Here is a 24,945-nt window from a genome sequence, read left to right as displayed (position 1 = left end):
GTGACGCGATGACTGCACGCGATACCGGTGTCCGGCATGGATCTCCGCAGTCCGACGGGAATCGCTGGGTCGGGGCAGCCGTCCCCCGGCGCGAGGACCCCCGCTTGCTGCGCGGTCGGGGGCGGTTCATCGACGACGTCCAGCTGAGCGGGATGCTGCACGCGGGTTTCGTCCGCTCCACCGTCGCGCACGGCCGGATCCTCGGCATCGACCTGTCCGCGGTCCGCGAGGTCGAGGGTGTCGTCGCCGCCTACACCGCTGAGGACCTCGACCTCGGCGACATCGTGGCGCTGCTCGATCGCCCGCCGGAGGAGTTCGCGCCCACCGCGATGCCCATCCTCGCCAGGGAGAAGGTGCGTTTCGTCGGTGAACCGGTGGCCGTGGTCATCGCTCGCGACCCGTACAGCGTGGAAGACGGCATCGAAGCCGCGGTGGCGACCTACGAGCCCTTCGACGCGGTTGTTTCGGAGGAGACCGCGTTCGCCGCGGACGCACCGCTCGTGCACGAGGAAGCGCCCGGAAACGTCCTCCTCGACGTGTCGATGTTCGACACGCCCGGTGTCGACACCGCGTTCGAGGCCGCTGAATCCGGACCGGGATGCGTGGTCGAGGTCATCACGCGCAGCGGGCGCCAGAACGCACTGCCGCTGGAAACCCGCGGTGTGGTCGCCTCCTGGGACGACCGCGACGACCAGCTGCTGGTTCAGACCTGCACCCAGGTCCCGCACCAGGTGCGCACGGTGCTGGCCCGCTCGCTGCGCATGCCGGAGCGCGCCGTGCGGGTCACCGTCCCCGACATGGGCGGCGGATTCGGCCAGAAGTGCGTGGTCGGCCGCGAGGAGATCGCGGTCGCGGCGGCGGCCCGGAAGCTGGATCGGCCGGTGAAGTGGATCGAAGACCGCAGGGAGGCGCTGACCGCAGCGTTCCTGGCCCGCGAGCAGCGCTACCGCACCCGCGCGGCGTTCGACGCCGAGGGCCGGATCACCGCCCTGGACGTCGACGTCGTCTGCGACATGGGCGCTTATTCCTGCTACCCGTTCACCGCCGGTATCGAACCGCTGATGGCCTCCGCCGAGATGCCGGGTGTCTACCAGGTGCCCGCCTACCGGGTCCGCGGCCGCGCCATCACCAGCAACAAGGCGCCGACCGCGCCCTACCGCGGGGTCAGCCGTCCGCAGTACGTCATGGCGATGGAACGCGTGATGGAGCGTGCCGCGCGCGAACTGGGCATCGACCCGGTCGAGATCCGCCGGCGCAACGTGATCACCGAGTTCCCCTACACCGGCGTCAACGACGTCACCTACGATCCCGGCACCTACCGGGAATCGCTCGACCTCGCCGAGGCCACCCTCCGCGATGAGGGCTGGTACGAGTTCCGGGAGCGGGCCGCTGCTGAGGGACGGCACATCGGCATCGGCTACTGCTGCTTCTCCGAGCGGACCGGTTACGGTTCCGATGCTTTCGCCAAGCGCAAGATGCAGGTGGTTCCCGGATTCGACATCTCCGAGATCCGGATGGACACCACGGGATCAGTGGTGGTCACCAGCGGCACGATGAACCACGGGCAGTCGCACGAGACGACCCTCGCCCAGATCGTGGCCGACCGGCTGGGACTGGACCTCGACAAGGTCAAGCTGCGGCAGGGCGACACCGAGCGCATCGCCTACGGATGGGGAACCTTCGCCTCGCGGTCGGTGACCATCGGCGGCTCCGCGGTGTCCGTCGCGGCCAGACGTCTCGGCGAGCTCCTGTGCACCATCGCCGCGCACTTGCTCAAGACCCGTCCGGACAACGTGCGCCTGGACGGCGACGGGGGAGTCGTCCAGATCGACGATCCCGCTACGCGAGTGTCCTTTGAGGACATCGCGGACGTGGCCTATCTGCGCAGCCACCTGTTGCCCAAGGGCGTCGAACCGACGTTGACGGCGACCGCGAGCTTCGATGTCGCCGGTGACGGCACGTTCTCCAACGCCACCCACGCCGTGGTCGTCGAGGCCGATCCGGGCACCGGTCAGCCCAAGATCCTGCGCTACGCCTGCGTGGAGGACTGCGGCGTGGTGATCCACCCGCAGGTCGTCGACGGTCAGTGCCGCGGCGGGATCGCCCAGGGCATCGCCGGAGCGCTGTTCGAGGAAGTCACCTACGCCGACAACGGCGAGCCCTCGGCGGCCAGCTTCATCGACTACCTCGTCCCGACCGCGACGGAAATCCCGGACATCACCGTCACCCACCTCGAAACCCCTTGCGCGTTCACCGAGAACGGTGCCAAAGGTGCTGGCGAGGGCGGCACGATCGGTGCTCCGGCCGCTGTGCTGAACGCGATCAACGACGCACTGCGCCACACCGGGGTCGAACTAGACACGACTCCCGTGCACCCGCAGACCGTGCTGGCCGCGCTGGACGCGGCCCGCTCCCCGCAGTTGTCCAGCCGAGAGGAGGCGACCACCCTGTCATGAGCGAGCGACACCTGATCGGGCTGAACGTCAACGGTGCAGCGCACGAAGCCCTGGTCGAACCGCGGAAGACCCTGCTCGACGCCCTGCGCCACGACCTCGGTCTCACCGGCACACACGCCGGATGCGAGCACGGGGTGTGCGGGGCCTGCACCGTCCTGGTCGACGGCGAACCGGTGCGGGCCTGCCTGATGTTCGCCGTGCAAGCCGAGAACTGCGACATCCGCACGGTCGAGTCGCTGGCCGACGACGGCGAGCTCTCCGACCTGCAGCGCGCTTTCCGCGACCACCACGGACTGCAGTGCGGGTTCTGCACACCCGGGTTCCTCATGCTCGCCGAGGGCTTCCTCGCCCAGCAGCCGGACCCCGACCGCGAGGAGATCCGCGAGGCGGTCTCGGCGAACCTGTGCCGCTGCACGGGCTACCAGACGATCGTCGACGCGATCGCCGCGACCGCTGCGTGCCGACGGTCCACTTCGGACATTTGCCCGGCCAGCACCTCCGCCGAGAAGGAAGCGACACCGTGATCCTGGAAAACCAACTCGAAGTCCCGGCCGACCCGGATGCCGTGTTCGCCCTGATCAACGACGTCGAGCGGGTGGCGGGCTGCCTGCCCGGCGCGACCCTCGACGGGCGCGACGGCGACACCTACCGCGGCCGCGTCAAGTTCAAGGTCGGCCCGATCAGCGCCGCGTACTCCGGCACGGTCCGGTTCAGCGAGGTCGCCGCCGCCGATCGCCGACTACGCTTGCTCGCGCGGGGAGCGGACAGCCACGGCAACGGCGACGCCGAGGCCGATGTCACCCTGACCGTGGTCGGAGCTCCCGGGGGAGCGACGCTCAAGCTGCACACCGACCTGTCCGTGCGCGGAAAGCTCGCCCAGTTCGGCAAGAGCGCGATCAGCACCGTGTCCAACCGGCTGCTCGACCAGTTCGCCCGCAATCTCGCCGTCCAACTGCAGCAGGGGCCGAGCACCGCAGTCGCGGAACCGGCACCCGGAACCCCGGCCAGCAACGGCGTCGCGCCCGCCCCGGCTGCGAACGACAGCGGCGATGCCCTCGACGGGCTGGCGATGCTGCTTCCTCCCGAGACCCGGCGGTACGCCGCGCTGGCGGCCGCTGCAGCCCTCGGGTTCTTCCAGGGCTGGCTGCTCGGCCGGATCCGCACCCAGGACAAACTGATCAAGGAGTTGCAGCGTGCCCGCTGATGACGACCGATCCACCGGCCTGCACGGGGCCGAGGCCGACGCCACCTACGACCGGGCCGGGTTCGGTGCCGCTGTTCCCCGCGGCAGCCGCCCGGCACTGGTCGTGGTCGACCTGACCCGCGGCTTCACCGAACCCGGATTCGCCTCCGGATCCGACCTCACCCGAGAGGTGACCGCGGCGGCCGTCCTCGCGGCCACGGCCCGGCAGCGCGACGTGCCGGTGATCTACACCGCGATCAGCTACACGCCCGCCGAGGCCGACGGCGACTCCATCGCCTGGCTCCGCAAAGCACCGGGCATGCGCGCTCTGCGGGAAGGAAGCGAAGAGGTCGCTCTCGATCCCCGACTCGAACAGCACATCAGCGACCACCTCGTCCTGAAGAAGGGCGCCTCCGCATTCCACGGAACTGGCCTGGCCACCCTGCTGACCAGCCTGGGCACCGACACTCTGCTGGTCTGCGGCGCCACCACCTCCGGCTGCGTCCGCGCCACCGCGGTCGATGGCGTGCAGTGCGGCTTCAACACCCTCGTCGTGCGAGAAGCCTGCGGCGACCGGGCGCAGGGCCCGCACGATGCCGCCTTGTTCGACCTGCAAGCCAAGTACGCCGATGTCGTCGGCCTCTACGACGCCCTGGCGTACTTCGACCGCCTGCCCGGGCGCGATACCGCCGCGCTCACCACAGCGGCCGGGTAGCGCGCGACCGCTGAGCCGACACGCTGACACAGAAAGGCCACTCGTGACCACTTCCGTCCCGTCGATCCCGACCGAACCACCGACCGCCCGCACCGTGAGCCAGCCGGCATTGGCCGATCTCGGTGACATCCCCGCGGTAAGCCGATGGGTGCGTTCGGGATCGCTCCGGCTGCACCTGCTCGACTACGGGCCGACCGACGGCGTACCGGTGCTGATCTTGCCCGGCATCACCAGCCCCGCCATCACGATGGACTTCGTGGCGCAGGGCCTGACCGACCTCGTGCGTCCCCTCGTGCTCGACGTCCGGGGCCGCGGGCTCTCCGACAACCCGCCCGAATCGGACGGTGCGTTGCGCGGTTACGACCTCGCCAGCTATGCCGCGGACGTCGAGGCGGTCGTGTCAGAGCTGCAGCTGGAACGCCCGATCCTGCTCGGACACTCCATGGGCGCGCGGATCGCGGCGATCGCCGCGACCACCGGCCGTCACGAACTGCGGGGGACCGTTCTGGTCGACCCTCCGATGAGCGGCCCGGGCCGGGATCCCTACCCCACGACCCTCGAAGCCTTCCTCCGCCAACTCGACCAAGCCCGCCGCGGCACCGACGCCGACGAGGTGGCGCAGTCCTGGCCCCGCTGGCCCCGCAGGGAGCAGGAGTTGCGCGCCCGCTGGCTGTCCTCCTGCTCGCGGACCGCTCTCGCAGCTACCCACGCCGGGTTCGAATCCGAGGCCTTCTTCGCCTTCTGGCCCGATGTTCCCGCTCCCTCGGTCCTCGTCCACGGAGCCGACAGCCCGGTCGTCACCGCCGCTGGCGCGCAGGAAGCGGCGGAGACCAATCCCTCCGCCGAACTCGTCGAGGTTCCCGGAGCCGGGCACATGGTCTTCTGGGACGAACCCGAAGCCGGTCTCGCCGCAGTACGCGACGCACTGCGAAAGTTGAGCTGATCCCTCGCTCGTGAGCGCGGAGGCGGTTTCCGGGAGGAACCGCCTCCGCCTGCCCGGGCACGCGATCAGTCGGGCACCGCCAGAGCGGGAGCCGAAGCACTCCGAAAAAGCGTTTCCTCGCACTCGTAGGCTCGAACCGAGATCGTTCGTCGAGGGACCAGGGAGCGGCTTCGTGACGGGAAGTCTGGCGGTATCGATCGCGGAGCACGCAGTCCGCGGGTCCGACTCGGGACCGTACGGGATCACTGCGGGGCCCGACTGCGCGCTGTGGTTCACCGAGGTGCATCGAGGGCGGATTGGGCGGATCGGGCCCAGCGGTGAGTGCACCTCCTACCAGCTGGCCCCGCCCTCGGGAGGTCCGTCGCTCATGGCGACCGGTCCGGACGGAGCGGTGTGGTTCACCGAGTGGCAGGGGCATCGGATCGGCCGCATCACGACCGGCGGTGCGATCGCGCACTTCGGCATCCCCACGCCCGATGCGGGGCCGTTCGGCATCACGGCGGGGCCTGATGGGGCGCTGTGGTTCACCGAGATGAACAGCGACAAGATCGGTCGCATCACCATCGGCGGAGCGGTCACCGAGTTCGACCTGCCGACGGCGGGGAGTTTCCCATCGATGATCACCGCCGGTCCGGACGGCGCGCTGTGGTTCACGATGAACCAGGCGAACGCCATCGGCCGGATCACCACCGGGGGAGAGGTCACCGCGCATCCGCTGCCCACCGCCGACGCGGGCCCGGTCGGCATCACCCCCGGCGGCGACGGTGCGCTGTGGTTCGTCGAGATCGGCGCTGGTCAGATCGGTCGCATCACGACGGACGGCGGGATCACCGAGTTCCCGCTGCCCGACCGGACCGCCCGACCGCACGCCATCACCGCGGGTCCCGACGGGGCTTGCTGGTTCACCGAGTGGGGCTCGGGCCGCGTCGGCCGCATCAGCCCGGAAGGGCACATCGAGACCTGCGCCTTGCCCACCCCGGCCTCGGAACCCCACGGCATCGCCTCAGGCCCCGACGGAGCACTGTGGGTCGCACTCGAAACGGGATACATCGCCCGCCTGACGCCGCTGACTGGCGAACCAACGGACTGAAGCGCGGTCAGCTCATCGGCGTGATCGGACTTGCCCGCGAGGTCCAGATGGCACTGCGAAAACGACTCGGACACATGATGTCTGGTCAGTCCAAAGGCGACAGTTGGCGCAGTGTCCGTTCGGAGCCAGACGAATCCTCACTGTCCGGTGAGCGCTTCGCGGTGTTCTTGGACGTATTGCTGCACTGTTAGGGCTGGTCTGCCCGTGATCTGCTCGACGTCGGTGGTGGAGCGGTCGTAGCGGCCGTCGCGGTGCAGCTTCGCCATCGTGGCGATGTGCTGGCGCACGTGAGGATTCAGGTCTGCGCTCATCAGCTGGTCGAACCACTCGTCGTAGGACACGTGCGCAGCGGTGATGGGACGGCCTAGCGCGTGTGAGTACTCGCGGGCTAGTTCGTCGATGTCCAAGGTTTCGGGGCCGGTCAGGTCGTATGCCGCGCCGATGTGGCGTTGTGGTGAGAGCAGAACGGTCGTGATCACGTCGGCGACATCGCTGGCGGCGATGGGGGAGGTGCGGCCGGTCCCGAAGGGCAGTTCCAGCACGTCGCGGTCGCGGATCGACTTCGCGGCGAGCACGGCGAACAGCGGGTTCTCAAGCAGCACCGTGGGTCTGACGTGCACGGCCGGGACCGCGGACCAGTTGACGACGTGTTCGGCCAGCCAGTGCAGGCGCTGCTGGCGGGATTCCTCGGTGCTCGTCGCCGTCATCTGGGAGACGGTCATCTGCGACATGTTGACCAGCACTTCGAGGCCGGGTGCTTCCCGAATCGCCGCGCAGACGACGGCGGTCGCTTCGAGGTAGTCCGGCGAGACGCTCATGCTGAAGAACATGCGGTCGATACCGTCGATCGCTGCGGCGACGTGCACGGGATCGGTGAGATCGCCGACGACGACATCGGCACCGAGCGAGCGCAGTGCTTCAGCTCGGTCATCGTCGTGGTGGACCATCGCGCGAACTTCTCGCCGGTCGGCGAGAAGGCGTTCCACGACCAGCCGGCTCACCCCGCCGACTCCACCGCCGGCGCCGGTGATCAGATACGTGGGTTCGGTGGTCATCGAAGAGCTCAACCACCGGGGCTCGAGCGGAGCCGACGGCGGGTCGGCGCGCGCCCCGCGGGCTGGTGGGGACGTGGGTTCTCCGGCGGCGGTGGTATCGGCATGGTGATCTCCTGGCCTCGGGTGAGCAGGATCGGACGGCCGTGGTGCGAGGTCTGCACCGGTTCGCCGTGGCGCAGCGCGTAGGTCGCTTCGTCGCGGTGGACGGTGACGCAGATCCGGCTGCCGGCGAAGCACATCCGGAACGAAATGCGGCTCAGCGCGGGCGGTAGCCGGGGCGCGAAGCTCAGTTCGCCGCCGTGGTCCCGCATCCCGCCGAACCCGGCGACCGCCGCGATCCACGCACCGGCCAGCGCAGCGATGTGCAGGCCCTGGCGCACGTTGTGGTAGATGTCGTGCAGATCCGCCAGGGCCGCCTCGGCGAAGTAGTCGTAGGCCAGTTCGAGGTGGCCCACCTCGGCGCAGAGCACCGCCTGCACTGATGAGGACAGCGACGAGTCCCGCACGGTCAGCGGCTCGTAGTACGCGACGTTCCTGGCCTTCTCCTCCGGGCTGAAGGCGTCGCCGCGCATGAACATGGCCAGCACCAGGTCCGCTTGCTTGACGACCTGCTTGCGGTAGAGGTCGAAGTACGGGTAGTGCAGCAGCAGCGGATAGTTCTCCCGGGGCGTGCCCGCGAAGTCCCAGTGGGCGTGCTTGGTGAAACCCTCGGACTGCGAGTGCACCTCGAGCGCGTCGTCGTAGGGCACCACGACCCGGTCGGCCGCGTCCCGCCAGCGGGCCGTTTCCTCCTCGTCCACGTCTAGCGCGCCGGCCAGTTCCGGGTGCAGCTCGCAGTGGGTGGCCGCCTCGCGCAGGTTCCGCTGCGCCATCAGGTTGGTGTAGATGTTGTTGTCGACCACGGCCGTGTACTCGTCGGGGCCGGTGACCCCGTCGATGCGGAACCGGCCGTGCGCGTCGTGGTGTCCCAACGACGTCCACAGCCGTGCCGTCTCCACCAGCAGCTCCAGCCCGGCGGATGCCTCGAACTCCTCGTCCCCGGTGGCCGCCAGGTAGCGGGCGGTGGCGTCGGCGACGTCGGCGTTGATGTGGAACGCGGCCGTACCGGCCGGCCAGTAGCCGGAGCACTCCTCGCCGTTGATCGATCGCCACGGGAACGCGGCGCCTGCCTGGCCGAGCTGATCAGCCCGGTTCCGCGCCTTGTCCAATGTGGAGTGACGCCATTGCAGCGCGTTCCGGGCGGCATCCGGGACGGTGTAGGTCAGCAGCGGCAGCACGAACGACTCGGTGTCCCAGAACGCGTGCCCGTCGTAGCCGGGGCCGGTGAGCCCCTTCGCCGGGATCGCCCTGGTCTCCCCGCGGGCACCGGCCTGCAGCACGTGGAACAGTGCGAACCGGACCGCCTGCTGCAGTTCGGCGTCGCCGTCGATCTCCACGTCCGAGGCGTCCCAGAAGTCGTCCAGGAAGGCGCGTTGCTCGTCGAGCAGGCCTTGCCAGCCGCTCTGCCGGGCGCCTGCCAGCGCGGCCTCCACCTGGGACCGCAGAGCCTGCGGGGACCGCTGGCTGGACCAGCCGTACGCGACGTACTTGGTCAGCGAGAGCTTCTGCCCCGGGGGCACCTCGGTGGCCGCGGTCAGCCGAGCAAGGTCGCCCTCCGTCCGGTTCTCCGTCCACACCGGACCGGGCGCGGACACCGCGTGGTCCATCGCCGCTGCCATGCGCAGGCCGGACCGGCGGGTTTGGTGGCCCAGCACGGCGCGGTTTCCCTCTCCCACGGCGTATTCCGGGACCAGCGCGTTCTCCAGCACGGAGGTCACGCGCGGATCGTCGACCTCCTGCTCGATCGGTTCGTTGGCCAGCAACTCGGACTGCACCACGAGCGGCACCTTCCCGTCCAGCGGCTCGACCTCGTAGTGGATCGCGGCGATGGCGCGCTGGGTGAACGAGACCAGTCGCTCCGAGGTGATGCGCACGCGCCGACCGGTGGGGGAGACCCACTCGGTGTTGCGGTGCAGCGTCCCCGAGCGGAAGTCGAGGGCGCGCTCGTGGTGCGGGGCCGAGCCGTAGCGCATGTCCACCGGTTCGTCCTCGACCAGCAAGCGGATGATCTTGCCGTCCGTCACGTTGACCACGGTCTGCCCGTCCTCCGGGTAGCCGTACCCGGCCTCGGCGTAGGGCAGCGGTCGTCGCTCGTGGAAGCCGTTCAGGTAGGTGCCGGGAAGGCCGCGCGGCTCGCCTTCCTCGAACGAGCCGCGGAATCCGATGTGGCCGTTGGACAGGGCGAAGGTGGATTCGGTGCGGCGCAGGGCGTCCAGGTCCAGCCACCGCCACCGCAGCTCCCACGGGGCCACTTCGTAACCCGGTAGTCGAGGAGTCCTCACGTCGTCCACCACCTTGTGCTTCAGCGGTCCGCGACCAGGAGGTCGGCGAGGTCCGACACCACGACATCGGCGCCGTGCGCCCGCAACTCGTCCGCGTGGTGAGTGCGGTCCACGCCAACGACCCACCCGAACCCGCCGGCCCGCCCGGCCTGCACGCCGGCCAGCGCGTCCTCGAAGACCGCAGCCTCGGCCGGTGCGACGCCGAGCGCCCGGGCCCCGGCCAGGAAGGAATCCGGTTCGGGCTTGCCGCGCAGGTGCTGCTCGGTGATTACCAGACCGTCGACACGCGCTTGCACGAAGCGGCTCAAACCCGCCGCATCCAGCACCGATGCACCGTTCTCCGAGGAGGTCACCACGCCGATGGACAGCCCTGCGTCCCGCGCCGCCTCCAAGTAGCGCACCGAGCCCGGATACGGAGTCACCCCGCGTTCTCGGATGATCGTTTGCAGCGCCTGGTTCTTCCGGTTGCCCAGACCGTGGATCGTTTCCGCGGTCGGCGGGTCGTCGTGATTCCCCTCGGGCACGGAGATGCCGCGGGAAGCGAGGAACTGCCGCACACCGTCCGCCCGCGGCCGCCCGTCCACGTGCTCCAGGTAGTCGTCCTCGGTGAACGGCGAGAAGCGCGTGCCCTCCTGCTCCTGCAGGAACGCGTCGAACGTTTGCTTCCACGCCGCCATGTGCTGCGCGGCGGTGCTGGTGAGCACGCCGTCGAGGTCGAAGAGGCAGGCCGCGATCCGCTCTGGTGCCACGCGGCTCTGCCCGGATTGGCCCATGCTCGAAAGTTTTCCAAGCACGCAGGACTCCAAACGTCGACCGCCGCGTGGCCGTGGTCTGCCAGGTACGGGGCATGCATAAGTCAGGGCACCCGCAGACCAGGCGGACGCTGAGGTTCCGCTACCCGCACCGCCACGAAAAAGCGAGTTCAAAAACAGGTTCTCAGGTCGAAGAACGGCGCTTGGCCGTGCCGGGGTGGGCGAGTTGCTCGGGGACGACCACTTCGTCGTAGAGCTTCTCGCTGACGCCGGATTCGAGCGCGGCGGCCTTGAGGGTGAGGTTCTCGTCGAGTGCGTGGTGGGCGATCCGGGACGCCTCGTCGTAGCCGATGACCGGGCTCAGCGCGGTGACCATCATGAGTGAGTTGTCGATGTTCTTCGCCAGCTGGTCGTTGTTGAGCTGGGCACCTTCGACGAGGTATTCGCGGAAGTGGTCGCACATGTCCGCCAGGATCCTGGTGGAGTGCAGCAGGTTGCTGATGACGATCGGCCGGAAGGCGTTGAGCTCGAAGTTTCCCTCCGCGCCGGCCATGGACACCGCGGTGTCGTTGCCGATGACCTGGATGCACACCATCAGCATGGCTTCGGCCTGGGTCGGGTTGACCTTGCCAGGCATGATCGAGGAGCCGGGTTCGTTGGACGGGAAGGTCAGTTCGCCCAGGCCGGTGCGGGGGCCCGAGCCGAGCCACCGCATGTCGTTGGCGAACTTGTACAACGCGGTCGCCAACGTGCGCACCGCCGCTGAGGTGCGCACGAGTACATCCAGCGATCCCTGGGCCGCGAACTTGTTGGGGGCGCTGACGAAGGGATGGCCGGTCAGCTCGGCGAGTTCGGCGGCGACCTCGTCGCCGAACGCGGGCGGCGCGTTGAGCCCGGTGCCCACAGCGGTCCCGCCGATCGCCAGTCGGTGCAGCCCGGACCGGGTGGTGCGGAGGTGATCGACGGCGTCGTCGAGTTGGCCGACGTAACCGGACCACTCCTGGCCGACCGTCAGCGGTGTGGCGTCTTCCAGGTGGGTGCGGCCGATCTTGACCGCGTCGGCCCACTGCTCGCTCTTGCGCTCGGCGGCGTCGCGCAGGCGCTGGACGGCTGGCAGCAGCGCGGTGTCGATCGCCTGCACCGCCGCGATGTGCATGGCCGTGGGGAAGGTGTCGTTGGAGGACTGGCCCATGTTCACGTCGTCGTTGGGGTGGACCGGGTCCTTGCTTCCCAGCCGACCGCCGAGCAGCTGGATCGCCCGGTTGGAGATCACCTCGTTGACGTTCATGTTCGACTGGGTTCCCGACCCGGTCTGCCACACGTACAGCGGGAACTCGGCATCGAGGTCGCCGGCGACGACCTCGTTGGCGACCCGGCTGATCAGCTCGGCCTTCCAGGGCACCAGACGGCCCGTGCGAGCGTTGACCGCGGCTGCGGCCTTCTTGACGTGGCCGTAGGCGTGGTAGACGGGCTTGGGCATGCGGTCGTCACCGATGTCGAAGTGGATGAGCGACCGCTGCGTCTGCGCGCCCCAGTAGTGGTCGGCAGGTACCTCGACCTCACCGAGCGAGTCGGTTTCGGTCCGGGTTCCGGTGGCATCGATCCCGATCGGGACGTCGTGGATCCGCGGTGCGCGCTGCTGCTCGGCGGGCATGGTCAGCCTCCTCGTACCGGGCGGTAGACGGGTTGCCACATCGCTTCGCGCACCTGGCGGGGCGGGTCGTGCAGCTCGACCCGGGCCAGGCCTTCCTCGGCGGCCTGGTCGGCGACGGCTGCGGCGACGGTGGCCGAGACCTCGCGGAGGTCGTCCACCTGGGGCAGCAGCGACGCCCCGGGGGTGTGCGCGTCGACCATCCCGGCGACCGCCTCGGCCGCCGCGTGGAGCATGCCGTCCGAGACCCGCCGGGCCTTCGCGACGACCGCGCCGAGTCCGAGCCCCGGGTACAGCAAGGCGTTGTTGGCCTGCCCGATGGCGTAGGTGGTCCCGCCGTGGGTGACAGGCTGGACCGGGATTCCCGTGCAGACCAAGGCGTTGCCGTCACTCCAGCGGATCAGGTCGGCAGGCATTGCCTCGATGCGTTCGGTGGGGTTGGACAGCGGGAAGATGATGGGCCGCTGCACGTGCGCGGCCATCTCCCGGACGATGTCCTCGGTGAACGCGCCGTGCGCGGTTGAGGTACCGACCAGCATCGTCGGCCGCACGCGGGCGACAACCTCGGCGAGCCCGACCCCGCCGTCGTCGCGCCGCCACTGGGCCACCTCCGAACCTGGCCGGGCGTAGGGCACCTGGAAATCCCGCAGGTCGGACATGTCGTCGGTGAGCAAGCCCTGGCGATCCACCGCCCAGACCTGGCGGGTCGCCGCCTCGCGGTCGAGGCCGTCGCTCACCATCGCGTCCCGTACCTGGTCGGCGATGCCGATACCTGCCGTGCCAGCCCCGAAAATGACGACCCGTTGGTCGCGCATCGGCGCTCGCGTCACTTCGAGCGCCCCGAGCAGGCCTGCCAGCGCAATCGCGCCGGTGCCCTGCATGTCGTCGTTGAACGTGCAGATGCGGTCGGTGTACTTCTCCAGGATGCGGCGGCCGTTCGCCGGGCCGAAGTCCTCCCAGTGCAGCAACGCCTGGGGGAACATCCGCGTAGCGGCCGAGACATAGGCGTCGATGAAGTCGTCGTACCGCTGCCCCCGCACCCGCTGGTGCCGGTTGCCCACGTAGTACGGATCGTCGAGCAGCTGCTGGTTGTCGGTGCCCGCATCCAGGGAAACGGCGATGACCCGAGCCGGGTCGATTCCCGCGGCGGCCGTGTACACCGCCAGTTTGCCCACGGCGATGTCGATGCCGCCCACGCCCCAGTCGCCGATGCCCAGGATCTCCTCGGCGTCCGAGGCCACGATCAGATCGACTTCCTCGGCGCTCGACCCGGAGTTCGCCAACGCCCGGGGAATCCCGTCGACGTCGTCGATGGACAGGTACACCCCGCGCGGGCGGCGGTACTCGTGGCTGTACTGCTTGATCGCCTCACCCACGGTCGGGTCGTAGACGATGGGCAGCATTTCCCTCAGGTGCTCGCTGAGCAGCCGGTAGAACAGCACCTCGTTCCGGTCGTGCAGCGCCGTGAGGTACACGTTCTTGAGCAGGTCGCTCGACTGAGCGCGGTACTGCTGGTAAACCCGCTGAACCTGCTCCTCGATCGTGGTGACAGCCGAGGGCAGCAGTCCGTGCAATCCCAGGCTGTCCCGCTCACCCCGCGTGAAAGCAGTCCCCTTGTTCAGCAACGGGTTCCGCAGGACGTCCAGGCCTCGCGCCGTCGTGACGACACCACCACCTGACACCTGCTGCGGGATCCGCGCCTCGACCGTCTCCTGGCCCGACCTCGCCGACATGATCCGCATCCCCTTCTCGTGCGCGACTTCCAGCGGGCAGGCTCACCAGCTGGGACACGTATCCAGGGAAACCAGTCGGCCCCCGGCTGGCCAAGGGGACGAAAGGCCCCCGTGCACAAGCGCTCGAACGCACGTGCCCGCCACGGCGGCGTCCGGCCGGGTCTTGGTCAGTCGGACGGCTGACCGAAGCGCGGTCCCTTCATGCCTGGTGGGGGCCTGGTTCGCCCAGCCAGAGTTTCAGGATCTGGCGCACCTCATCGACGCTGGGGCTTTCGGCCGCCCACGCAGCGTAGCCGTCGGGTCGGACCAGAAGGGTGAAGCGCAGATCGCCGGCTGGGGAAGTCGCCACCACTCGATCCGTCCACGGCTCGGCAACAACAGCAGCGTCCCGGCCCACCAGCACGAACTTGCGTTGGCGCAACGCCTCGTACAGCCGAGCTGGTTCGCCTGCCAGACGGAGGTCCGGTACTCGGCGCCCGGCGAGCGGATGAGAGCACCAAGGGGCGCGGTAAGCGATCCCGATGCCGGAAATGCTGCGTGCCGCATGCGCCTCCACCACGCCCAGCTGATGCGCCACGGCGGCCACCGCAGCCCGCAAGGTGCGAACGAGCAGTGACCGGGTGATCACGGCGGTGAGGAGTGCGTGGCTCACCTGCAGCACCATCCGCCCCACCGGATGGCGCTCCACGTGGTAGCTGTCCAGCAACGGGTCGTCAGCCCAGCCCTGCACCACGGCTGCCAGCTTCCAGCTGAGGTTGACGGCGTCCTGCATCCCGGTGTTCAGGCCCATGCCGCCCATGGGCGAGTGGATGTGCGCGGCGTCGCCTGCGAGGAACACCCGCCCCTGCCGGTAGCGGGGTACCTGTCGTTCGTCGCTGTGGAAGCGGGAAAGCCAACGCGCGTCGTGCATCCCGAGGTCGTCGCCGACTGTAAGCGCCGTGATCTCCCGAACCTCGTCCAACGTGACCGGGGCGTCGTCGGGCAGCTGTGCCTGCCGGTCCCAGCCGATGATCCGGTACCAGCCATCCCCGAAGGGGGCGACGAAGGTGAAACCGTGTTCGTTCGAAGCGAAGTGCAGGACTTCGCCCGGCGGACGCTCGAGGAGCACATCGGCCAGCAACACGGACGTGACCACCGGTCTACCGGGAAACGGCATCCCCAGGTTCTGCCGGACGATGCTGCCCGCTCCGTCGGTGGCGACCACGTAGCGGGCCCGAAGTGTGTCCACCGTGCCGTCCGGCAAGCGCACGTCGACGTGCACGCCAGCCGGGTCCTGCCGCACCCCCGTGGCCTGAACCCCGCGTCGGATCTCCGCGCCCACGTTCTGGGCGCGGCGCAGCAGGAGGCGCTCGACTTGCCACTGGGGGGTTATGAGGATGAAGGGGAAGCGCGTTCGGAGCTTGGAGAAGTCGATGCGGATGCGGCTGAAGGGACGCATTTCCGCGATCGGCGTGCCGGTGCTGATGAGTTCATCGGCCAGGCCCCGGGCATCGAGCTGCTCCAGCGTTCGCGCGTGGACGCCGAAGGCGCGGCTCAGGTTGGATTCGTGCTCGCGCCGCTCCAGCACAGCGACGTCGACGCCGGATTCGGCGAGATCACTCGCGAGCATGAGTCCGGTCGGGCCAGCCCCGATCAGCAGAACGTCCTTGATCGGCGTCCCGTGTCCGTCAGCAGAGCCGCTAGCCACGTCTCCGAGTGTCGCCCCGGCTGGGAGGTGATGCTCGGCGAGGCGGTGAATTCCCTGGTGGTAAAAGGAAAAACCCATTCCCGGAGATGGTCGAACAGCGAGGGTGCGGCGGCCGGAGCGCTGATGCGGGGTGTGAGGTCAGGCGCCGTTCTCGCGGTGGTCGTGCGCGCGGAACACGTCCATCAGCAGGTCTTCGGCATGGCGGTACTGCAGGGTGTCGACCCACAACCGGTACTTCCCGGTGGCGCGCCGCCCTGCTGGGTGCGCGACGTAGCCGGCGATGCGCGCTTCGGCGAGGGTGAACAGCACGTCGGCGAGCTGGTTCGCGCCGATGTCGGCGAGCTCAGCCCATGCCGAAGCGGGCACACCGTTGTCGAAGCCGCCCGGCGGGAGCCAGAACATCGGCCCGCGTTGCTCGAACCCGCGGTCGGGCTCGTGGCGTGGCGCGCTCACCGTTCTCGCCCCCTCACTCCGTCGTCGGCTCCGATGATCAGGTACGCGGTGTTCATCGAAAACCCTTGCGCATCAACTCTTCGCGGGTGGGAGGAACTTGCGGTCGATCAGCGATTGCAAGGCGTTGCGGAAGGCGTCCTCGGTGTCCACCACCTTGTCGAACCCGGCCTGGCGCAGCTTGATGGTGCTCACGAACGCGCGCGGCCCTTCTGCTGCGCCGTAGGCGAATGCGAAGTCTGCGTGCTGGTCGCCGTGGCCGACGAACTTGTGGAGATCGGCGGATCGCAGCCCGTGCTTGGCGACGATCCGGTCCCAGACCTCGGCGTTGTCCGCGAGGTAGTCGGTCACGCTGGTCGGCGCGTCCGGCCCGGCCTCGACGCCGAGGGTTTCGGCCAGCCCGGACCACACGTTGCGCCACTCGAACACGTCGCCGTTGGTGATGTTGAACGCCTCATTGGCAGCTAGCGGCGAGCGGGCGGCCCAGACCATCGCGTCCGCCACGAGGTCGGCATCGGCGGCTTCCCAGACGAACGACGGGCCGCCGGGAAACCCGAACGGCTCGCCCTTCTCCCGGCGGATCGCCGCGTAAGCACCGATCGCGGGCAGCACGTTCAACGCGCCCGGGGTGGCGCCGGTAACCAGTTGCGGTCGCAGCGCGGTGTAGGCGAAGCCGTGCTCGGCGCCCATCTTCCGCACGTAGTCCTCGTGGTCGAAGAAGAAGTTGTCGTGGTCGCGGTGGGCGTCGCGCTCGCGGGCGGGGATCGGGATCGGGTGCAGGTGGACGCCGTAGACCTTCGTGCCCTGCAGGATGCTGATGTGCTGGAAGTTGTTGGCACTGCACGCGATCGGTTCCACCACGTTGTGGAGCATGGCGTTGTTCGTCGCGATCTGGTCCTCGCTGGACCAGCCCTCGACGAGTTCGGGCTTCTCGTGCAGAGCGGTGTAGGCGATGTGCGTGACGTCGGTAAGCGGTTCGAAGGCGGCGCGGGTGGCTTCGGCGTCGCGCAGATCGACCGGTAGGAACTCGATGTTCCGACCGCTGGGCAGCTGGGGCGTGCGCCGGGAGGCCCCGACGACGTCCCAGCCCGCGGTGCGGAATTTCTCGATCGCGGCGACCCCGAGCAGACCACTCGCGCCGATGACCAGCACCTTGTTCGGCATGTGAAAACCCTTTCCCGCGCAGGTCATTCCTCGGTGAGCGCGCCGAGCACGTCGTTGAACGCCTCGGTTGAGCTCGGGTGCGTGTAGATCGCGTCCCGCAGGTCAGCCGCCTTCAGCCCGTGCCGGATGGCGAGCGCGACCGTGTTGATCAGCTCCTGGGCGTCGACGCTGAGCAGAGCTGCGCCCAGGATTTCCTCGGTCTCGGCGTCGAGCACGAACTTCATCAGTCCGCGGGTCTCCTCCACGGCGTAAGCGCGTGGCATGGCCACGATCTCCGACACCGGCTGCTTGGCGATCGTCACGTTTCGACCGGCGGCGCGAGCTTCCCGCTCGGTCAGCCCGACGGTGGCCAGCGGCGGAGTCATGAACAGCGTGTGCGGCACGGCGACCCGGTCGGTCTTGCTGCGCTTGCCGTCGCCGATGAGCTGGTCGAGCACGATCCTGCTGTCGTCCAAGGAGATGTAGGTGAACTGCGGTCCGCCGTTGACGTCGCCGAGCGCGAAGATGTGCGGCTGGCTGCTCCGGAGGTGCTCGTCGACCTCGACCGCACCGCGATCGGTGACCCGCACGCCGGCGGCCTCCAACCCGAGCTCATCGGTCGCTGGTTTTCGCCCTGCAGCAGCGAGAATCGCGTCGGCCTGCGCTTCGCGCCGCTCACCGTTCACCTCGTAGACGACAGTCGCGGCGGTGTTGTCGTCGATGACCTCGACGACGTTCACGCCGGGCACGATCTCGATCCCTTCGTCGCCCAGGATTTCCGCGGCGGCAGCGGCGATGTCGTCGTCCTCGCGCCCCAGGATCTTCGGTGCGGCCTCGAGCAGCGTCACCTGCGAGCCGAACTGGCGGTAGATCGAGGCGAACTCGATGCCGAGGTACCCGCCACCGACGATGACCAGCCGGGTCGGCAGCGCGGTCGACTCGATCAGCTCCGTGCTGGTCCGCAGGTACTTGCTCAGCCGCAGACCGGGGACGTCCGGGATGATCGGCTCGGAGCCGGTGTTGATCAGGATCGTGTCGGCGGTGATCGTCAGGTCGCCGACTGCGGCGGTGTGCGGATCGAGGAGCACAGCCTTGCCGGTCACCACGGTCACGGTGGTGTCGAGAGCGTTGTAGTTCTCAGCGCGGAAGAACGCGGTCAGCTCCTGCACGGTGTTGACCGACCGCTCGTACCACTCCTGTGGGAGGTCGTCGCGACGGCGCTTGCGGGAATGGTGCACCAGCGCCTTCGTCGGCACGCAACCCACGTTCGGGCAGGTGCCGCCGTACATGTGCTCGGACCGTTCCACCAGCACGACTCGCTTGCCCAGCTCGCCGAGCTTCGCGGCGACGACCTTGCCGCCCTTGCCGAAACCGATCACGAGCACGTCCGCGTGCCGTTTCGAGTTGGTGTGCGACGCAGTCAGCCGGTCGGTGTCGTTCATCGCGGTCCCCCTCCGTCGACAACTCCCACGGTGGCGGTTTTCCCGGCGTTCGGCCAGACGTCTTTGCGGGAACGGCTATAAGCGCTGCTTAGAGCGCCGTGGTGTGATGGTCGAGTGGAGCTGCGGGAAATGCGTGCGTTCGTCGCCGTGGTGGAGGAAGGCAGCCTGTCCGCAGCGGCCCGGAAGCTGCACATCAGCCAGCCCGCGCTGTCGCAGACGGTGACCGCGCTGGAGCGGCAGCTCGGCATCCAGCTGCTGGTACGCCGCAGCACCGGCGTGCAGCCCACCGAAGCCGGCATGACGCTCCTGGCCGAGGCGCGAGCCGTGCTCGCCCGGCACGACCAAGCGGTCGCGGCGCTCACGAAGCACGTGGGTGAAGTTCGCCGCGGTGACGGCGGGCGGAGCGTTCGCCCTAGCGCCGCCTGACTGGGCCTGGCCGATCCCGGACTCATTGGCCTGGTTACCCCTCGCCGGCCACCCACTGGTCCGCCGCACCTGGGCAGCGTGGCCCGCGAACTCCCACCGCAAGGACCTCGCCGGACTCGTCGCAGCCCTCGACCGAAGCTGACCTGGCCGGTCAGGTGGTTCGGTTCCGCGCCCAGTCGCGCATCTGCGGCTGGATCTCGTTGAGGAACGCGGACTTCGCCCGTGTGTAGTCGTCGTAGTCCGGCGCGTCCGCATGGTGCTCGGCCAGGGCGCGCTTGATCTGTTCGTAGCGACTTGCCTGGTCGGGGTGGTGTCGCAGCCAATCGCGAAACTCAACGACGAACGCCGCGAACGGAGAATCGGTTCGCCGGATGTGGAGGATGGCGGCTTCGGTGGGAGCGTGGAAGAGCCGCTTCTCGTAGAGCGCGGCATCAGTGCGATCGCCTGGCCTCGGAGTGTCCCGATAAACGCCCGGGGAATCTTGCCGTGCGCCGTGAGCAGGGACGAAGGGCGTCGGTGCAAGGACGTCGGCGAGTTCCGCCAGATCCGGCAAGGACGGCATCCGCACCTGCAAGTCCACGATCGGCTTGGCGGCAAGGCCCGGTACCGCGGTGGAGCCGATGTGCTCGTAGACGAAGTGCTCGGCCCCGGTGAGAGACGCGAACGCCGACCGCACCCCGCCGAGGAGCTGCTGCGCTCGGGCCGGCCAAGCTGGATCGTGGTCGACGACGACGGCAGGCGGCATGCGGCGACGCTACCAACGTCCCGGCTCAGCGGCTTTGAACCACACGCCGGGCGTCTAACTGGCGGAGTGATTCGAGTGCAGCGCGGAATCGGGTCAGGGCGTTGATGATCCATGGCAGCGCGACCGGATCGTCTTCGACGGCGAGAAGGTCACCAGCGGTGGCGGAAAGATCCTCACCACCGCAGGAGGCCCAGCGACCATCACGGCCCGCGGCATCACCGGGAAGCGTAGTCCGGGGAAACGTTGTGGATGACGTTTCCCCGGACTACGCCGAGGGGGTCAGTGGTTCTGCTGGGTTGAGTTCTGGTGTTGTTCGAAAAGCAGGCCGTAGCGGTCGATTCGCCACAGCTGGCAGAGGATGAGCACGGTGGTGCCGAGGACCAGCGGCCAGATGTCGAGGGTGATGAGGCCCCAGGCGATGAGGGCGAAGCCGATCAGGCCGGCCGTTATCAGGAGGCGAAGCACGATTCGGTGCGCTGCTGGGACTTTTCCTTCGAGGTGGAGCTTTTCGCCGTAGATGCCTCGGGCTGCCCAGTTGTTCGGTTCGACTGGGCCGAAGAGGCGGACGTTTAGCCACAGCAGCCAGACCAGGACTGCGCCCACGCCGGCGAGTGACCACCAGCCCATCCAGTCGCGGCTCCAGACCGCCAGCTCGAAGACGGGGATCGCGGCGAAGCGGGTCCACCCGCTCCACGGGTTGGCGTGCCGCTTCCACGTCTCATCGGTCATGCCGTGGGCTTTTGCCACCACGTTGCTCGCGCTCATGGCTGTGCGTCTCCTTCGACGACGGGACATGCGGTGCGCATCTCCACTGCCATGACCGTATAGAATGTTCAGAAATTTGTGAACGGTCTGAACGTTGGGGATTCGTTGATAGTCTCTGGTGCGTGGATACCGAGCAGCGATTGCGAGACGCCGCCGAGAAGCTGGCGCTGACCCTGTCGCAGGGCGGCATGCAGAAGACGACCGCTCGGGTGATGACCGCGTTGCTCTACACCGAGCAGGACTCCATGACCGCCGCTGACCTGCGCGATCAGTTGGCCATCAGCTCAGGAGCGGTGTCCGCCGCGGTCAAGCAGCTGATCCCGCTCGGCCTGATCGAACGGGTTCCTGCTCCGGGCAGCCGTCGCGATCACTACCGCTTCCGGCGCGGCGCTTGGGCGGGCCTGATGTCACAGCAGAACGCGATTTTGCAGGTCATGGCCGCTTCGGCTCAGGAAGGCCTCGATGCGACGGGCGAGGAGGGGCCCACGGCGCGGCGACTGCACGAGATGAGGGACTTCTACGCCTACATGACCGAGCAGCTGGTCCCGCTCATCGACACCTGGCGCGAGAAGTACGCCGCCGAGCACGGCTGACGATCAGGTGGCGGTCCAGTGTGGGGGTCGCTTTGCCAGGAAGGCGGTGACGCCTTCGGTTGCGTCGGCTGATGCTCGGGCTCGTTCTTTGGCGGTGGATGTTTCGAGCCAGAGGTTTTCGTCATCCGCTGGGTAGGCAGCTTCTACCGCGCGCAGGGTTTCCTGGACTGCGATCGGGGCTTGGGCGGCGATCCGCTCGGCGATTGAGAGGGCCTCGGGGAGGGCTGCTCCTGGTTCGGTCAGGCGGTTGACCAGGCCCAGGTCGTATGCGCGTTGGGCTGCGAGGGGTTCTCCGGTGAGGAGCAGTTCCCTGGCTATGTTCAGGGGGAGGGCTCGTGGGGCTCGGAACAGGCCCCCGCATTCGGCGATCAGGCCGAGGCCAACTTCCGGGAACGAGAAGTACGCCGTTCGCGAGGCGACGATCATCGTGGTGGCCAGTGCGATCTCGAACCCGCCGCCGGCCGCGGCACCCTCGACCGCGGCGATCAGCGGTTTGCGCAGTTGGCGTTTGGCGATGCCGTACGGGCCACCGCGTTCGGTGGGTTCGCCGGCCCAGACACGGATGTCGGTTCCTGCGGAGAAGAAGTCCGGGCCGCCGGTGAGGACCGCGGCCAGAACCGAGTCGTCGTCTTCGAACTCGTTCAGCGCGGTGTCCAGGGCCTGGGTCATCGCGCCGTCGAAGGCGTTTCGTCGCTCGGGCCGGTCCATCGTGAGGACTTGGACCGCGCCCTTCCGCTCCACCCGCACCGCCACGATGTCACTCCTCAGCTCGGCGCTTGCATTCAAGCCGGGATTCTAAGTGCCGGTGCGAGTTTCTCCGTTGCTCAGCAGAAGCCGACCGCGTCGTCGGTCAGTTCGCCCAGGCGGGTTCCGACGTGGCCGGGGGAGTCCTCGAGGGCGTCCAGGCGGCGGTTGATCTCGGTTTGGACGACGAGTGCTTCGCGGCGGTGCCGCTGCACCAGGTCCCAGCGCTGCTGTTCGAGCGCGTGGTTCATGCAGAGCTCGGCGAGCTTGGCGCGGCGGTCCAGTTCGTCCAGGAGGCAGGACGCGAGCGGAGCGTCGTGGGAATGGGACATGGTCACACTCCGATTCGTCGGTGGATGTCTGGTGGCCTGCCATCCACTGTGATGGCCGACACCATCTCCACGGGCGAGGTGAACTACTCAATCATGCCCATGCACATGGCCTGAGTAGTGCACTGAGCTGGCGTGTTGGGGTTCCGTACGCTTCGGAGTGACCCGACCGCGGACTAGACGGGAGCAGTTGTGGGGTTCGAAGCGCCGATGATCACGATTGGCGAGCCTGGTTCGTTCGCATGGAAGGTCTTTCACGAGCGGCACCCCGCGATGATCGAGCAGCTGTGCGCCGCGACGCCCTACGGCGCCGATGTGCGGAGCAAGCTGGCGGAACTGCTGTGCGAGACGACGACCGGAGCTGTCGCGTCGCTCAACGCCGAGGCGCCTGACCACGACCGATGGACGGATTGGACCTCCGAGTGGGTCAGTAGGCCGTGGGAAGAGACTCCGTTCCTGTGGGCGGAGAGCTACTTCTTCCGCAGGCTGCTCGACGCCGTCGGGTACTTCGCGCCCGGGCCGTGGTGCGGTGTCGATCCCTTCGCGCCGATGAAGACTGCCGAGCTCCGCAGCGCTGCGGACACCGAGACGCTCAAAGCCTTCGACGCCCTCCCCGGACTGGCGCCGGACGAGCGCGACGCCACCGTGGTGCAGGCTGCGGTGTGGGGCAACCAGGCTGACCTAGCGTTTCAGCTGTCGACCGGGATCTCCGGGGCTGCGGGGTTGGTGAGCGGCGACAGCCAGGAGTTCTGGTCGTTGTTCGACACGACCGGTCCGGTCCACCTGGTGGCCGACAACTCCGCTGGTGAGCTCGCCGCTGACCTGGCGCTGATCGACCACCTGCTGACGACCCGTCGCGCGGACCGCGTCGTCCTGCACGTCAAGCCGACCCCGTACTACGTCTCCGACGCGACGCCCGCCGATGTGCTCGGCGTCCTGCGGCATCTGATCGAACTCCCCGGTGAGGTCAGTGCGATCGGGCAGCGGGTCTGGGAGGGCGTGCGGGGCGGACGGATCGAGGTGCGTGCGCACCCGTTCTTCTGCGCACCGCTGGACTACCGCGCGATGCCGGATGACCTGCGGGAGGAACTCGCCTCCGCTGAGGTCACCATCCTGAAGGGCGACCTGAACTACCGGCGCCTGGTCGGCGACCAGTACTGGCCCGCCACCACGCCGTTCGACGATGCGGTGTCGTACTTCCCGAGTCCGGTGGCCGCGTTGCGGGTCCTGAAGTCCGAGGTAGTGGTCGGCCTCGACGACGCGACCGTCGCGCAGCTGGGGGAGGGAACCTGGCGGACCAGTGGCTCCCACGCGCTCATCCAGACCGCCCGGCCCGCCTGATCGCGCTTTCGCTTGGCGGAACTGAGGTTTCGAGGAGTCCAAATTTCCCTAAAATTGGGCGCCCCAGATCACAGCCCGCCTGATCGGTCAGTTGCCGTTGGTGCGGAACTTGTCCATCATCCGGCGGTCTCGCTTCGTCGGGCGTCCGGCGCCGCGTTCGCGGCGGGCCACCGGCGCTGCGGACTCCGGCGGCGGGGCCGGGGTCCGGTCGATGTAGCAGGTGGCGGCGTCGGCCGCGCCGACGCGGCGCAGGATCACCCGAACCACCTCGACGGTCTTGGTCCGGTCACCGACGCGCGCCCGGACTTCGTCGCCGGGGGACACGGTGGTCGCGGGCTTGGCTGGGCGGTCGTTGACGCGCACGTGCCCGCCGCGGCAGGCCGCAGCGGCGTCCGGCCGGGTCTTGGTCAGACGGACGGCCCACAACCAGCGGTCGACACGGGTGGATTCCACAGCACTACATGATGGCACGTCACCCCGAGGTGGTCCGCCGACCGGCTGTTGTTCATGAATCTGCGTTGCGGACGATGGCCACCGGGCACGGAGCGTGGTGCAGCACGCCTGCTGCCACCGAGCCGAGGAACAGGCCGCGGAATCCGCCGATGCCTCGGTTGCCCACGACGAGCAGGCGCGCATCGCGGGCGGCCTCGGTCAACCTGGCGACCGGGTGGCCGCGTTGCGTGACCTCGTGGACCACGACCTCCGGGTGCTTCTCCCGCAGATCTGCGGTCGCTTCGTTCAACGACCGGCGGATCTTGCTCTCCACCTCGTCGCGGTAGCTCGGTTCCAGCGGCGTGTAGAGCAGGCTCTCCTCGTACCAGGCTTGGAACACGACGAGATCAGCACCGAACCGGGCTGCGGCGTCGAACGCGAACTCCAGTGCGACCCGGCTGTACTCCGAACTGTCCACGCCGACCACCACCGGGCCCGAGGTCGCCGGGACGTCCTTGCGCGGCAGGACGCGCGGGCGGCGACGCCGAGGCTGACCGCGCCCAGCAGCGCACCGGTGAAACCGCCCAGTCCGCGGGCGCCCAGGACCATCAGATGAGCTTCCGAGCTCTGGCGTACCAGCACCTCGACCGGCCGGGCGGTCCCGACTTCGGCGGCCGCTGCACGGCCTCCTCGGCGCGCATCGGGTCGTCGTTGGCGATCACGATGTGCAGTGGGGCGTGCCGGCGATCGGCTTCCTCCGCCGCCCACTCGGCCGCGCGAGCGGAACTGTCCGAACCGTCGACACCCACCACAACAGCAGACATGGCGAAGTCCTCAGCCTCACATTCGCAGCACGAGCATTCCGGGTACCCGCATCTGCCGCAGGAGT

General features: G+C 68.6%; 25 protein-coding genes. 9 read left to right on the top strand and 16 right to left on the bottom strand.

Features of this window, described 5'->3' with window-relative positions:
- Positions 1-8 precede the first annotated feature (8 nt).
- The 6 genes from ACWCO2_RS12390 to ACWCO2_RS12365 all read left to right on the top strand — a co-directional run bounded on the left by ACWCO2_RS12390 (position 9) and on the right by ACWCO2_RS12365 (position 6,387).
- The gene (locus ACWCO2_RS12390; RefSeq protein ID WP_450127819.1) at positions 9-2,456 is read left to right on the top strand and encodes a xanthine dehydrogenase family protein molybdopterin-binding subunit; all 2,448 of its coding nucleotides are present in this window, start codon (positions 9-11) and stop codon (positions 2,454-2,456) included.
- Positions 2,453-2,980, top strand: a complete 528-nt coding sequence (locus ACWCO2_RS12385; protein WP_450127818.1) for a (2Fe-2S)-binding protein — start codon at positions 2,453-2,455, stop codon at positions 2,978-2,980. The genes ACWCO2_RS12390 and ACWCO2_RS12385 overlap by 4 nt, the downstream gene beginning before the upstream one ends.
- The gene (locus ACWCO2_RS12380) at positions 2,977-3,660 is read left to right on the top strand and encodes an SRPBCC family protein (protein ID WP_450127817.1); all 684 of its coding nucleotides are present in this window, start codon (positions 2,977-2,979) and stop codon (positions 3,658-3,660) included. The genes ACWCO2_RS12385 and ACWCO2_RS12380 overlap by 4 nt, the downstream gene beginning before the upstream one ends.
- Positions 3,650-4,354: an isochorismatase family protein gene (locus ACWCO2_RS12375; RefSeq protein ID WP_450127816.1), complete on the top strand. Its 705-nt coding sequence runs from the start codon at positions 3,650-3,652 to the stop codon at positions 4,352-4,354. Before ACWCO2_RS12380 ends, ACWCO2_RS12375 begins: the two co-directional genes overlap by 11 nt.
- A 43-nt stretch (positions 4,355-4,397) precedes the next feature.
- Positions 4,398-5,297, top strand: a complete 900-nt coding sequence (locus ACWCO2_RS12370) for an alpha/beta fold hydrolase (protein ID WP_450127815.1) — start codon at positions 4,398-4,400, stop codon at positions 5,295-5,297.
- 172 nt (positions 5,298-5,469) lie between these two features.
- Positions 5,470-6,387 carry a Vgb family protein gene (locus ACWCO2_RS12365; RefSeq protein ID WP_450127814.1) on the top strand — a complete coding sequence of 306 codons (918 nt, stop codon included), beginning with the start codon at positions 5,470-5,472 and terminating at the stop codon, positions 6,385-6,387.
- Positions 6,388-6,524: 137 nt separating this feature from the next.
- Here ACWCO2_RS12365 and ACWCO2_RS12360 read toward each other — a convergent pair whose 3' ends face one another.
- The 9 genes from ACWCO2_RS12360 to ACWCO2_RS12320 form a co-directional block, all read right to left on the bottom strand.
- A complete protein-coding gene (locus tag ACWCO2_RS12360; protein ID WP_450127813.1) occupies positions 6,525-7,442 on the bottom strand; it encodes an NAD(P)H-binding protein in 918 nt (305 codons plus the stop codon).
- Positions 7,443-7,450: 8 nt separating this feature from the next.
- Positions 7,451-9,835, bottom strand: a complete 2,385-nt coding sequence (locus ACWCO2_RS12355; protein ID WP_450127812.1) for a glycoside hydrolase family 65 protein — start codon at positions 9,833-9,835, stop codon at positions 7,451-7,453.
- Between the two features lie 8 nt (positions 9,836-9,843).
- Positions 9,844-10,596 (bottom strand): HAD family hydrolase, encoded by a 753-nt coding sequence (locus tag ACWCO2_RS12350; protein ID WP_450127811.1) that lies wholly within the window; start codon positions 10,594-10,596, stop codon positions 9,844-9,846.
- Positions 10,597-10,759: 163 nt separating this feature from the next.
- Positions 10,760-12,229: a class II fumarate hydratase gene (fumC, locus tag ACWCO2_RS12345; RefSeq protein WP_450127810.1), complete on the bottom strand. Its 1,470-nt coding sequence runs from the start codon at positions 12,227-12,229 to the stop codon at positions 10,760-10,762.
- Between the two features lie 2 nt (positions 12,230-12,231).
- Positions 12,232-13,959, bottom strand: a complete 1,728-nt coding sequence (locus ACWCO2_RS12340; RefSeq protein ID WP_450127809.1) for an NAD-dependent malic enzyme — start codon at positions 13,957-13,959, stop codon at positions 12,232-12,234.
- Between the two features lie 199 nt (positions 13,960-14,158).
- The gene (locus ACWCO2_RS12335) at positions 14,159-15,646 is read right to left on the bottom strand and encodes an FAD-dependent monooxygenase (protein ID WP_450127808.1); all 1,488 of its coding nucleotides are present in this window, start codon (positions 15,644-15,646) and stop codon (positions 14,159-14,161) included.
- Positions 15,647-15,784: 138 nt separating this feature from the next.
- Entirely contained in the window at positions 15,785-16,099 is a 315-nt protein-coding gene (locus tag ACWCO2_RS12330; RefSeq protein ID WP_450127807.1) for a hypothetical protein, read from the bottom strand.
- 72 nt (positions 16,100-16,171) lie between these two features.
- Entirely contained in the window at positions 16,172-17,260 is a 1,089-nt protein-coding gene (locus ACWCO2_RS12325) for an NAD-dependent epimerase/dehydratase family protein (protein WP_450127806.1), read from the bottom strand.
- A gap of 23 nt (positions 17,261-17,283) precedes the next feature.
- On the bottom strand, positions 17,284-18,681 hold the full coding sequence (locus ACWCO2_RS12320) for an FAD-dependent oxidoreductase (protein ID WP_450127805.1): 1,398 nt from the start codon (positions 18,679-18,681) through the stop codon (positions 17,284-17,286).
- Positions 18,682-18,810: 129 nt separating this feature from the next.
- Here ACWCO2_RS12320 and ACWCO2_RS12315 point away from each other — a divergent pair, with 129 nt between their 5' ends.
- Entirely contained in the window at positions 18,811-19,107 is a 297-nt protein-coding gene (locus tag ACWCO2_RS12315) for a LysR family transcriptional regulator (RefSeq protein ID WP_450127804.1), read from the top strand.
- Positions 19,108-19,258: 151 nt separating this feature from the next.
- Here ACWCO2_RS12315 and ACWCO2_RS12310 read toward each other — a convergent pair whose 3' ends face one another.
- Both ACWCO2_RS12310 and ACWCO2_RS12305 read right to left on the bottom strand, forming a co-directional pair.
- Positions 19,259-19,852 carry a GrpB family protein gene (locus ACWCO2_RS12310; RefSeq protein ID WP_450127803.1) on the bottom strand — a complete coding sequence of 198 codons (594 nt, stop codon included), beginning with the start codon at positions 19,850-19,852 and terminating at the stop codon, positions 19,259-19,261.
- A gap of 279 nt (positions 19,853-20,131) precedes the next feature.
- The gene (locus ACWCO2_RS12305) at positions 20,132-20,617 is read right to left on the bottom strand and encodes a DUF6653 family protein (RefSeq protein WP_450127802.1); all 486 of its coding nucleotides are present in this window, start codon (positions 20,615-20,617) and stop codon (positions 20,132-20,134) included.
- A gap of 122 nt (positions 20,618-20,739) precedes the next feature.
- Between ACWCO2_RS12305 and ACWCO2_RS12300 the strand changes: the two genes are divergently transcribed.
- Complete coding sequence (locus ACWCO2_RS12300; RefSeq protein ID WP_450127801.1) at positions 20,740-21,210, top strand: GbsR/MarR family transcriptional regulator; 471 nt, start codon at positions 20,740-20,742, stop codon at positions 21,208-21,210.
- A gap of 3 nt (positions 21,211-21,213) precedes the next feature.
- Here the strand turns inward: ACWCO2_RS12300 and ACWCO2_RS12295 are convergent, their stop codons facing one another.
- A complete protein-coding gene (locus ACWCO2_RS12295; RefSeq protein ID WP_450127800.1) occupies positions 21,214-21,963 on the bottom strand; it encodes an enoyl-CoA hydratase-related protein in 750 nt (249 codons plus the stop codon).
- Between the two features lie 71 nt (positions 21,964-22,034).
- Positions 22,035-22,286: a hypothetical protein gene (locus ACWCO2_RS12290; RefSeq protein ID WP_450127799.1), complete on the bottom strand. Its 252-nt coding sequence runs from the start codon at positions 22,284-22,286 to the stop codon at positions 22,035-22,037.
- 207 nt (positions 22,287-22,493) lie between these two features.
- Between ACWCO2_RS12290 and ACWCO2_RS12285 the strand changes: the two genes are divergently transcribed.
- Positions 22,494-23,624 carry a damage-control phosphatase ARMT1 family protein gene (locus ACWCO2_RS12285; protein WP_450127798.1) on the top strand — a complete coding sequence of 377 codons (1,131 nt, stop codon included), beginning with the start codon at positions 22,494-22,496 and terminating at the stop codon, positions 23,622-23,624.
- An 87-nt stretch (positions 23,625-23,711) separates the two neighbouring features.
- On the opposite strand, the gene ACWCO2_RS12280 is transcribed toward ACWCO2_RS12285, so the two are convergent.
- The 3 genes from ACWCO2_RS12280 to ACWCO2_RS12270 form a co-directional block, all read right to left on the bottom strand.
- On the bottom strand, positions 23,712-24,077 hold the full coding sequence (locus ACWCO2_RS12280) for an RNA-binding S4 domain-containing protein (protein ID WP_450127797.1): 366 nt from the start codon (positions 24,075-24,077) through the stop codon (positions 23,712-23,714).
- Between the two features lie 52 nt (positions 24,078-24,129).
- Entirely contained in the window at positions 24,130-24,534 is a 405-nt protein-coding gene (locus tag ACWCO2_RS12275; RefSeq protein WP_450127796.1) for a universal stress protein, read from the bottom strand.
- 130 nt (positions 24,535-24,664) lie between these two features.
- Entirely contained in the window at positions 24,665-24,880 is a 216-nt protein-coding gene (locus tag ACWCO2_RS12270; RefSeq protein ID WP_450127795.1) for a universal stress protein, read from the bottom strand.
- Positions 24,881-24,945 lie beyond the last annotated feature (65 nt).

The organism is Saccharopolyspora sp. NPDC002376, from assembly GCF_053593195.1.
This window is presented reverse-complemented; position numbering and strand designations above follow the sequence as displayed.